Here is a 10,686-nt window from a genome sequence, read left to right on the forward strand (position 1 = left end):
GGTTGGGGTTTAGCTAGGTACAATCGCTTCTAAAGTTTAGTCAATTAAGCTAAATACAGAGTATATGACATACTCTGCATCAAGCGAGTGAGTTTTGCTGAAATTAAAACCATAAAGTCTGCATGATTGCAAGGATGTTAACAAAACTTTGCATCGTGTCCCATTTTGCACGTATCCCGGCTGTACCCCCTTAGCACCTGTTGCAGGACGTTACCGAATTTTTATTCTCGATGAGTGCCATTGTCTAACTGGTAATGCCTTCAATGCTTTACTTAAGTGTATTGAAGAACCGCCACCTCATGTTGTTTTCATTCTTTGCACAACAGAACTGCACAAGGTGTTACCTACCATTGTCAGCCGTTGTCAGGTGTTTAATTTCCGCACTTTGTCTATTCAGGCAATTGTGCAGCACCTCGGTATTGTAGCAGATGCAGAATCTATCTCTATTGATGATGAGGCACTGACAGCGATCGCAAGACTCAGCGATGGTGGACTCAGAGATGCACTGCAATTACTGGGTCAGGTGAGTCTTTTAGATGAAGATATCACTGCCAATCATGTTATGGAAATCGCTGGTGGTGTGACAGAAACAGAATTAATGTCAATTTTACAGGCAATATCCACCAACAACACCTTTAACTTGCTGCAAGTAGCAAGACTTCTAGTGGACTCTGGTAAAACGCCCAAATTGATTCTCTCTAACTTACTGCAAACATACCGAGATTTACTGATTATCAAGTCTGCACCCAAAGAGCAATCCCTGCTAACTGGTTGTGTGAGCTATGCTCAACTCAAGGTTTTAGCAAATCACTGGAATTTCGAGACGCTGAATTTGTCCCTAACAGAGTTACAGAAAGCAGAAAACTATCTTCGGTACACAGTAAATGCTGCTGTGTGGCTAGAAGTTTGCTTACTGAACCTGATGCCTAGTTTATTGCCTGTCAGTGCAACCAAGACGCTAACTGCTAAACCTGTCCATGACGGCAAGTTGCTACCAACAGTTGGAGTATACACCACAAACAAGGTGACAGCTAAACCTGTAGATGACAAATTGTTACCAGCAGTTGCAGCCCAGACTACTAACCTGGTTCAAATTTGGCAGCAGGTGATGGATACAGCTAAACCCAGTAATCAAAAGCTGTTGGCTCATGCAAATCTCGTTAAATTGCAAGATAACAAGGCAATTTTAGAGGTTACACCAGCTTACTTGAATAAGTTTGAGAGTAGTAAAGAAGCGATCGCTAAAATGCTGCAACGAGCTACCCAAAGTCAACAACCAATGACTGTGTTAATTAAAACTGCCAACAAGAGCAGTAATGGGAGGTAAAAGCATGATTGTCTTGCTGACAGGTGATGACCAACACGCCATCCAAGAACAGCTCAACCAATACAAAGCAGAGATTGATTCCCAATGGCTCACACTTTGCTATCACCAATTTCCAGCCGATCACCTTGACCGAGCCATCAGCGTAGCTCGCACTCGTTCCCTGACTGGTGGTAAAAAACTGGTGATTGTCGAAAATTGCCACCTCAAGCAGTGGGGTGATACTGAGTTAGAAACTTTGCAGCAGCTTGTTCAAGTGCCTGAATTCACAATTCTGGTGTTTGTCGCCACCAATGTAGATAAGCGCCTGAAGATTTACAAACATATTGTCAAGTATGCCAAGTTGTTTGAGTTTCTATTGATACCACCTTGGCGTGCTGATTTAATTGAGAAGGCGATCGCAACTCAGGCTAAAAAAATTAAGCTGGTGCTGTCAAAGGATGCGGTGGAATATCTAGCAGAAGCAATTGGTAACGATATGACTCGTGCAGCCACAGAGTTACGCAAACTGTATATTTATGGTAATGGCAGACAACTTGAACTTGCAGAAGTAAAAGAGTTAGTGTCATGTCAGACTCAGAATAGCCTACAACTGGCATCTGCTATTCGCCAAGGAGAAAGCAATCAAGTTTTGCACCTGTTGGATGATTTACTGTCACGCTCGGAACCATTAATGGTGATTATTGCTACTCTCCTAACGCAGTTTAGAACTTGGCTGTGGGTTAAATCTGCGATCGCTTCTGAGGTTAAGAAAGATAGTGAATTAGCTCAACTGTGCAGTATCAGCAATCCTAATCGCATTTACTACTTGCGTCAGGAGGTAGCAAATACAAGCATCAACGCTTTAGCTAAGGCAGTAACTATGATGCTGGATTTGGAGATGTCTGTTAAGAGGGGTGCTGATAGCGGAGCGGTAGCGAGTCATCGAGCGTCAAGTAAGGATTTACTGCTAATAATTCTTAGTGTTAGCAGGTTATTTAAGTTAACTTAATCAACATAAAGTTGACTGAGAGTTTTGGATTTTGGATTGTATATTTGATTTCAGTCTAAAATCCAAATTCACTAATAATGATATTAGTATCTAACAAAACTTTCACAAGTTATGTTTCTCATTTTCGGAATAGGACGTGCTGGCTCTCTTGAGAATATTGGTATCAAGTAAGTATTTCAAGCTCATAGTTCAATTTCTCTGACCACACTGCGATGTCTGCCGACAAGACGCTTTGCGTCTACTCGTAAGTCAGCGAAATCATCATCAGTAAAGATAATCCCCTCGCTTTGGATTACGCTTCTAAATTTTTGTAATCCATACCAAAAAATATCCCCTCTAGATTCCTCGTTTTTTTTACGGAGAAACTCAAACAAATAGTCCCGTTCTTCTGTAGGCAAACTTTCAATAGAATTAATAATTTCTTGTAAAGTCATCATAAAACCTCCCAATCAAGTAAACTCTACCTTTACTAACTCTATTTTAATCTTTAAATCCAAAGCCTCAGCCTCTTACATTTAGCCAATTTCCGCAAAAATATGATATAGTATCGGGCGCAGTGGGGGCAAATGTTTCTGGAGGGCAGAAGCAGCGATTAGCGTAGGCGTAGCCCACCGCAGGCATCGCTGGATGATTTACTGTCACGCTCGGAACTATTAATGGTGATTGTTGCTATTCTCCTAACGCAGTTTAAAACTTGTCTGTGGGTTAAGTCTGCGATGTCTGCGGCGGGCTACGCCTACGCTTCTGGGGTTAAAAAAAAAGGTTGTCGAACCCAGAGCCAGACTAGTTTTATTTTTGAATAGCCACTGTAGGTGATCGAGCGATCGCTTGCTGTGGGGCGTAGCCTATCACCTAGCACGAAAACTTTGCCTTGCCTTACGCGTCTCATTCAGTTTGACGCTCACGGCAAGTTTATTATTTAATGAAACTGACCAACTAATTCAGAGAAAATCGAAATAATATCCCCCTGGTGATGAAACTGATTGAAGCAAAGTTGCAAGGGATGGGCTATCAAGGTGAAGATTTGTGCCCTCAGTATTTTGAGGAGTGACAGTTAATGGCTTATTGGTTATTTTAGGGTAATCCTAATTTCAAATACAAATAAAGGAAAATTAATTATGTCTATTGCTCTTATAGGCGAAATATTGGGTGGAAAATATGATATCAAAGCAAAAATTGGAGAAGGTGGCAGTGGTATTGTTTATTTAGCTAAAAAGTTAAACTCTACGGAACGCTATGCCATTAAAACACTTTCTACTGAAGAAGAAAATGCAATTAAACTTTTAGAGAGAGAAACCCAGACTTTAAAACGTTTAAACCATCAGAATATAGTTAAATTCATAGAGGAAGGTTATGAAGATTGCCATAAAATTGTTTATTTAGTATTGGAGTATTTAGATGGTCAAAATATCAAAGAATATTTTGATAGGGGCATTGATTTAAAAACTCAACTAGATATATTTTTGCAAATTATTGATGGCATTAGCCACGCTCATTCAAAAAATATTATTCATAGAGATATTAAACCAGATAATATCAAGATTGTTGATAGGGATGAGAAGCCTATAGCAAAAGTCATGGATTTTGGGATAGCAATTATCACTACAACCATTTTGACTAATACGATTAGAAGCTATCATACTCCTTTATTTTCAGCACCAGAACAAATTAATCTTGAAGGAGTTTCCAGAGATTCTGATGTTTACTCTCTGGGTATGACCTTTTTGTACTTGTTATCATCTCAACAAAGTAAAATTGATTTTCAAGAAGAAAGAGATAAAACTGTTCTTTATAAGTCTGCCGAGGGGACATTAGCTAATTCTAATGCTTCACATATAATAGATATTCTCAAAAATGCTACAGACAAAAATAGGGAAAACAGACCTAAAATTGATCAAATCAGAAAGGTAATTGCTAATCTAAAAGAAGATTTTTCTGAGAGAACGACAGTAGTATTTAGCATAACACCTCAATTTCAAGAACAAATATCGGAGAAATATAAATTTCAACAACAACCTTTAAAAATTAAAAATCATATTGATTCTGAACTAAAAGCTGATTCGGGAATTCTCTATATGAAAAAGAGTCAAAAGCAAATCAGAGAAGACAGATTAACTGTAGAAATATTTATAGAATCCTTATCAAAATTTTATTATGGTTTTATTAACCATAATGATCCTTGTGAAATAGTTTTATATAATGCACCTAATTTTACAAATTTAAAATCACAGGAAATTATTATTGAAAATGGAGTTTCTATTAAAGTAGATCCCATCGTTCATGTTGGTTCTAGTCCTAAAAGAAAAACTGATTTAACTGAGTTAGTTAATCTCATTTTGGAAAAAGAAAAAGAAGTTAAAAATGAAATTAAAGATAATAAAATACTAGCATTAACTTTTGAGCAATGGCAAGCTGTTATTGACATTGAAAAACAAATTATTAGTGATAAAAAAGAAGAGTTTAGTTATAAAGATAAATATTATGACAACCAAAGACAAATCGTCATTCTAACCTTAGAAAAATCTATATCTATTGAACAGTTTGATCGAATTACATCTCGGTCATTGGATGTGACAATTTCCGTAAAAAGATTATTACAATCTAATCAAGAAAGAACCATACAATGGGCAATCGGTAAAATTGTTGATGGAGAAAGATTAAGTCATGCTGAATTAATCGAAAAACTGCATATTAGTATTGGCGACTTTTGTGATCCTGAAATTATAGATTCTATCCTGGATAAAGGAAAAATTGAAACCAATTTCAAAGCTCAAGAATCTGAAGTGGAACGCAGACGTAAAGCTTTGAGAGAAATTCGATATGGCGATTCTGAAAATGCTGAATTGTATAAAGTAATAGTTGCTCCAGCAAATGTTCGACAAATTGAACCTTTATTAATTCGGCGATTTTTCAACGAAAAACTTGATGATTCACAGCAGCTTGCTGTATGTAAAGCTCTTGCAACTGAAGATATTTTTCTCATTCAAGGTCCACCAGGCACAGGTAAAACTTCTGTTATTACCGAGATTATCTTACAAATTCTTGATAAATATCCCAACGATAAAATATTAATTTCATCTCAATCTAATGTGGCTGTAGATAACGTATTAACTAGACTATCTCGTGTTCACAGCAAGGAAATTAAATGTGTCAGAATTGGACGAGAAGAAAAAATTGAAGAAGATGCTAGACAATTTGAAATAGAAAAAGCTATGTTGAATTGGCAAAAGTCAATTCAATCTAAATCCTTAGAGTATTGGGAAAATTATCAGCAGCAAAATGAGCAAGTGTTATCAGGAGTAAAAAAGATTGCTAATATAGAAAGAATTAAGGAGCAAAATCAAGACTTAGAAAATTTAGCTAAGAAGCTAACACAAATAATTGAAAGATTTAATTCTGAATTAATTATTTCTAAATATAATCCTGCTTCTCAAGAATTTTCTAATTTAGCATTAGACTTGATTGATGAAAAAATGCAGTTAGAAAATAAAATTTTACAATCAATTGAAAAATATATTGCTAAATTTGGTATAGAATATCCCGATCAGAAACAGCTTAATACTTGGATTAATGAGGAATATAAAGTAGTCCAATCAATTCTGGGTAATAACAGAGAAAATTATGAAAGATATATCAAATTGCAAAAACTAAATGAAGACTGGAATGAAAGACTTAAAAGAAAGCAACAGGATCTAATCTCGTTTTTTATAGAGGGTGTAAATGTAGTTGGGGCAACTTGTTTAGGTGTTGCTAATTTCAAAGATCGTAACTTTGATTGGGTAATTGTCGATGAAGCGGGACGTTCAACAGCTCCTGAAACTTTCGTTCCCATGTCAAAGGGAAAGAAAATCATCCTGGTTGGAGATCATAGACAACTACCACCAATTATTGATCGGGAATTACAAAATAGAGCTTTAAATGAAAAAGAAATTCAGAAAAAAGTTCTTGAAATTAGCTTGTTTGAATATCTTTATGAAAATCTACCAAAGACTAATAAAATTACTCTCAACCATCAATATAGAATGCACCCTGATATTGGAAATTTAGTCAGTCATTTATTTTATGAAGATAAAGTTTCCAGTCAACGAGTAAATCAAGACGAGAAACAACATCAATTGAAGCAATTTGATAAAACTGTTTATTGGATTTCAACTAGCGATGTTCCAATGGAAGAGTCTCAAGAGAGGAGAAATGACAAAAGTCGCAGTAATCCCTATGAAGCAAAAGTTATTAAAGCCGTTCTTTTAAAAATTCAACAAGATTGTGAAGATCATGATTTGTCTAAAGAAGTGGGTGTTATTGCTGCTTATCGTTCGCAAATTGGTATTTTAGAATCGTCTATTGCTCCTAATGATCAACAACTCTGGAAAAATCTTCATATCTCTATTCACACAGTTGATGCTTTTCAAGGTGGTGAATGTGATATTATTATCTATGATTTAGTTAGAAATAACCCTAATAAAGAACTGGGTTTCACCTCTGATGACAGACGGCTTAACGTGGCTTTATCTCGTACTAGACAATTACTTATTATTGTTGGTAATGATAATATGGCTTATCAGGGACGAACACCGAATGGAATACCTAATCCTTTTAAGCCATTAATAGAATATATAGACGAACAAAGTGCTTTTTGTTCTCGAGTTATTTCTGCAAACTTTATGTAAATTTTAATAGCTTTAATTAATTATGAACAATCAAATTGAAAATGAAATAAAAAAATTTGAAAATCAGATTCGCAGACGTTATCTACTACCTGAAGCCATAGTTCTTGACTGCAAACCAATTGGATATCCTTTTCATGTATTAAATGTTGATTTAACTTACTTGGCGAATAGACAGCTACATCTGGCGGAAGAATTTGTTATGAAGTGTATTAACCATGAATTAAATAAACACAAAGAAATAGCTTTATTCCTGGGAATGGATGAAAATTTAATAGAAAAAGTTGTATCAGAATTACTCTCTAAAAATTTAATCACAAGAGAAGATGTTTTAAAGTTAACCGAGCTAGGTTTAAATTCTTTAGAACAGCAAACAGTATTAGCTCCTATGTCAGAAACCAAAACTTTTTATATTGATGCTTTAAATGGGAAATTGAGTGAGAAATTTTACCTGAATCCCTTTGATTCAAAAAACAATAATAATTCAGCTTTGAACAAGATTGTAAAAAAGCCAAGAAAAGGTCATATTGAAGATATAGTTGAATACTATGAAAATATTGAAAAATTATTGCAAAATTATAATAATTCTAATCGAATTGAATTGATTCAGGTTAATAAGATTGAAAAAGTATATACTCAATGGCATGAACTTTTATTGGTTTTGTACCAAAGAAACTCTGAAGATAAAGAAATTGAATATGAAATTTTTTCAAGAGGTAATATTCAAGTTGAATATCGAACAACAATAGAACAACTATATGCTGAAGGTAAAAAGATACTTGATCCAATTTTTCAAGAAATTGAGCAAGATAAATTGAGCAATGATAATCTAGTTGAAAGACCAATTTTGAGTCCTATTAATAATGAAAATATAAAAACTGTAGAAAAACTCAGTGCGAAAATTCAGTCTCTTGACGATCCTGATTTTTTTATTGACTCCAAAAATAAATCAATTAAAGAAGAACGTAAAAAGCTAAAACAAGAACTCGATCAAATTAAAGCGCAAAGTAAAATTTCTGAAATTATTCATACCTACGAACATCGTGATTATTTATTTAACACTTTTAAAGAAGCCAAACAAAGAATAATGATTGTTTCACCTTGGATTAAAGGGTATGCTGTAGATCAAGAGTTTCTTGGAATTTTGGAAGCAACTTTAAACAGAAAAATACAGGTTTATATGTTTTATGGAATCAAAGGTTCAAGTCAGCAAAATGATCTTAAAACGATTAAAAAATTAGAAGAATTATCTACTCAGTATAAAAATTTTAGATTTGAAAAAGTTAAAAATACTCATCGTAAAATTCTAGTTTGTGATAATAAATTTGGGATAGTTACTAGCTTTAATTTTTTGTCATTTAGAGCAGATCCTAACTTAACATACAGAGATGAGTTAGGCGTTATTATTAGAGATTCAGCAACTATTGAGGATTTATTTAATAGTGGGATTAATTTGACACAAGACGAAATTTAAGCGAAAAAACAGTAGCAGCTTACCATTTTTTGCTACCTGTTGTTGTGTCCAGTGGGCAGCTGAAGCTGTGTTTAAGCATTTGCCAAAACTTGCTGATGCTGCTAAAGCGATCGCACGAGATTGTAATTGTGATACTGGCTGTGCCAAGTGCCTAATTCAACATGGTTGCCCTGATGGTAACACTGCTTTATTGAAGCAACTGGGATTACTGTTGTTAAATGCGATCGCTACACCTGATGTTTAACACTCTCCTGACTGTGAAACCGAGCGCTTGCGTTAGTTTCGCAGTCAAGAGAGTGTCAATGTCCCAGATACTCAATCACTGCCTCCAAGTCTGCGATCGCTCGATTAAATCGATTGAGCATTGCTTCTGCTACTTCTGGTTGGGCGTTGACAGTCGGTAGTTTTTCCCTCACCACACCTTTGAGCGCTTCTAGCCACAGCGACAAATTTGTATGTCGAACTGCTGTCAACAATCCCATGTTGGTGAGAACAGACAAATGAAACCCAAGTTGGTCTTGTCCACCGTAACCCAAATATCCGTTACTCAGTTCTAGTTTTTCTGGAGTAAACTCAAAATACTGGTCAGAGGTAATACCAGCAGATTCTAGTTTGGGTTGTGGTAATGGAGGTTGGGATTGAGTCATTATCAATTAGGATTGTTGTACAGCAGGTAATTTTGACATTTGCAAAACACTGTCTGACCAAATGCCAAGTTCTTGAATAATCTGGTTTTTAGCATCTGTGTCATTCCAAGCTTGTTCCCAGTTAAACAGCCAGCGTGTAAGAAACCTTCCTAAGTTTGCTAACTCACAAGCATTGTCAATATCTATATCTGGGGCTATCCACTCAAGAAAATACATAGTCTCTCTAATCAGGCTTTTGACCACATCTTCATGCGTAGAGTCACTGAAAAGTTGATTTATCCTTGCTAAATTAGTTGCCAATTTTCCCAATCTAACAGGGATACTATCTTGCACAAAGGTTTCTTGCTCATAAGTTAAGCCACTATTCATCCCAGAAACTCCATAATAATTGCGGCAACCTGTTCTCTAATTTTAACGTCCATAATTTCCATTGAACGATTCTGTCTGGGACGCAGATTAACCATAGACTCATAGATTATCTGTTGTGTATCAGGTCTAAAACGATGCGACCTAATATCACTCTGCTTACTGCCATCTTCTAGCAACGCCTGTTCACAGTAAAAGTGCATTTCACCTCCCCCAGCCAGAATCCGATGTTCAATATCTACCGCTACCTTAATATAAAACTTTAACTCTTGTAGCATCTGCTCAATTTGCCCCGGTGTAGCACGAACTCTAATAATCTCAATCAAAAAACTTACTCCTATTAAACATACGCTTGCCCTGGCTATCTTGCCTAATTACATCAGCCTTCAACTATCAACATTAAAACCCAATTGGTGCGTAGCTTTGTAACTAAATTTTCTACTTCCTGCAACTGGACTTCCTGCAACCGGCAATACGCTGTATATCTGTATTGAAGCATAATTAATCGAAGTAATTAATTTGCAGCTTACCGCTGCATGGGAGAGATGTTATATTCTCCCAACCATGCCAGTAATTAATCTTGCCGATATTCAACAAATTACTAAAACACAACAACAAGTCCTATTACCCAGTCAAAAATATCATCCAAATCGCTCTGCCTTTGACTCTATAGTTGCAGATAACTTCTCTTTGGTGATGAGACAACTATTTTTAGGACTTCCTATAGAACCTTTATTAAATGCCTATCCTAAAATTGCTCAGTGGGTTTCTCAAACACAAGAACTTGCACCGGAAATTTTTCAATCTCGGAAAAAGTTATTAGTCGATAATCCAGTTATTGCACCTCTTGCAATTAATGACGATAAGCACTTTATTCAAGTATTAACAAATATAGCATTTAAACAAGGTATTCCCAGGCTTTATGAATGGGCTATACGCCATCCACATTTAAGCTGGCAAGACCGGGTAAAGCTGTGGACTACGGCTAGACAATACTCAGTTACTCCTAACCAAATACAACTCGTAGTTTTAGCATTACATCCTATTAAACCAGCCCAAAGATTAAATGTACGCTGGAATAAAAAGGATCAGATGCAGACTGAAAAATGGTTAATTAAACTACTAACTCAATCTCCAGATAACAAATCACAATCAAACATAGTCATTCCTGAGTTATCGTCAATGGTCAATTTAGAAGCTATTCCAGAAGTCAAGATTTA

The 10,686-nt window shown here is 35.6% G+C and carries 10 protein-coding genes; 6 read left to right on the forward strand and 4 right to left on the reverse strand.

What is annotated here, in order from left to right; translation table 11 throughout:
• The first annotated feature begins 148 nt into the window (after window positions 1–148).
• Window positions 149–1,327, forward strand: coding sequence for a DNA polymerase III subunit gamma/tau (locus CDG77_RS31545; protein WP_223270083.1), 1,179 nt, complete (start codon window positions 149–151; stop codon window positions 1,325–1,327).
• A 4-nt stretch (window positions 1,328–1,331) separates the two neighbouring features.
• Window positions 1,332–2,315, forward strand: a complete 984-nt coding sequence (gene holA / locus CDG77_RS31550) for a DNA polymerase III subunit delta (RefSeq protein WP_094333159.1) — start codon at window positions 1,332–1,334, stop codon at window positions 2,313–2,315.
• 182 nt (window positions 2,316–2,497) lie between these two features.
• Here the strand turns inward: holA and CDG77_RS31555 are convergent, their stop codons facing one another.
• Window positions 2,498–2,752 carry a hypothetical protein gene (locus CDG77_RS31555; RefSeq protein ID WP_094333153.1) on the reverse strand — a complete coding sequence of 85 codons (255 nt, stop codon included), beginning with the start codon at window positions 2,750–2,752 and terminating at the stop codon, window positions 2,498–2,500.
• 681 nt (window positions 2,753–3,433) lie between these two features.
• Here CDG77_RS31555 and CDG77_RS31560 point away from each other — a divergent pair.
• The 3 genes from CDG77_RS31560 to CDG77_RS31570 all read left to right on the forward strand — a co-directional run bounded on the left by CDG77_RS31560 (window position 3,434) and on the right by CDG77_RS31570 (window position 8,697).
• On the forward strand, window positions 3,434–6,982 hold the full coding sequence (locus CDG77_RS31560; protein ID WP_094333154.1) for a serine/threonine-protein kinase: 3,549 nt from the start codon (window positions 3,434–3,436) through the stop codon (window positions 6,980–6,982).
• Window positions 6,983–7,004: 22 nt separating this feature from the next.
• On the forward strand, window positions 7,005–8,453 hold the full coding sequence (locus CDG77_RS31565) for a phospholipase D-like domain-containing protein (RefSeq protein WP_223270084.1): 1,449 nt from the start codon (window positions 7,005–7,007) through the stop codon (window positions 8,451–8,453).
• Between the two features lie 67 nt (window positions 8,454–8,520).
• A complete protein-coding gene (locus CDG77_RS31570; protein ID WP_223270085.1) occupies window positions 8,521–8,697 on the forward strand; it encodes a hypothetical protein in 177 nt (58 codons plus the stop codon).
• A 55-nt stretch (window positions 8,698–8,752) separates the two neighbouring features.
• Here the strand turns inward: CDG77_RS31570 and CDG77_RS31575 are convergent, their stop codons facing one another.
• From CDG77_RS31575 to CDG77_RS31585, 3 genes are read right to left on the reverse strand one after another with little or no spacing between them, the layout of a single operon-like run.
• A complete protein-coding gene (locus CDG77_RS31575; RefSeq protein WP_094333155.1) occupies window positions 8,753–9,100 on the reverse strand; it encodes a hypothetical protein in 348 nt (115 codons plus the stop codon).
• Between the two features lie 6 nt (window positions 9,101–9,106).
• The gene (locus tag CDG77_RS31580) at window positions 9,107–9,469 is read right to left on the reverse strand and encodes a hypothetical protein (protein ID WP_094333156.1); all 363 of its coding nucleotides are present in this window, start codon (window positions 9,467–9,469) and stop codon (window positions 9,107–9,109) included.
• On the reverse strand, window positions 9,466–9,792 hold the full coding sequence (locus CDG77_RS31585) for a DUF5674 family protein (RefSeq protein WP_094333157.1): 327 nt from the start codon (window positions 9,790–9,792) through the stop codon (window positions 9,466–9,468). Before CDG77_RS31585 ends, CDG77_RS31580 begins: the two co-directional genes overlap by 4 nt.
• Before the next feature lie 238 nt (window positions 9,793–10,030).
• On the opposite strand from CDG77_RS31585, the gene CDG77_RS31590 reads away from it, so the two are divergent.
• Window positions 10,031–10,686 (forward strand): hypothetical protein (locus CDG77_RS31590; RefSeq protein ID WP_094333158.1); only part of this gene is annotated, 656 nt, incomplete at its 3' end.

The sequence above is a fragment of the Nostoc sp. 'Peltigera membranacea cyanobiont' 213 genome (genome assembly GCF_002245975.1).
Classification (GTDB): Bacteria; Cyanobacteriota; Cyanobacteriia; order Cyanobacteriales; family Nostocaceae; genus Nostoc.

What these genes read in the sequence shown, in the direction of transcription:
- CDG77_RS31560 (WP_094333154.1), top strand. Translation starts at nt 3,434, where the DNA reads ATGTCTATTGCTCTTATAGGCGAAATATTGGGTGGAAAATATGATATC.
- holA (WP_094333159.1), top strand. Translation starts at nt 1,332, where the DNA reads ATGATTGTCTTGCTGACAGGTGATGACCAACACGCCATCCAAGAACAG.
- CDG77_RS31580 (WP_094333156.1), bottom strand. Translation starts at nt 9,469, where the DNA reads ATGAATAGTGGCTTAACTTATGAGCAAGAAACCTTTGTGCAAGATAGT.
- CDG77_RS31555 (WP_094333153.1), bottom strand. Translation starts at nt 2,752, where the DNA reads ATGATGACTTTACAAGAAATTATTAATTCTATTGAAAGTTTGCCTACA.
- CDG77_RS31575 (WP_094333155.1), bottom strand. Translation starts at nt 9,100, where the DNA reads ATGACTCAATCCCAACCTCCATTACCACAACCCAAACTAGAATCTGCT.
- CDG77_RS31565 (WP_223270084.1), top strand. Translation starts at nt 7,005, where the DNA reads ATGAACAATCAAATTGAAAATGAAATAAAAAAATTTGAAAATCAGATT.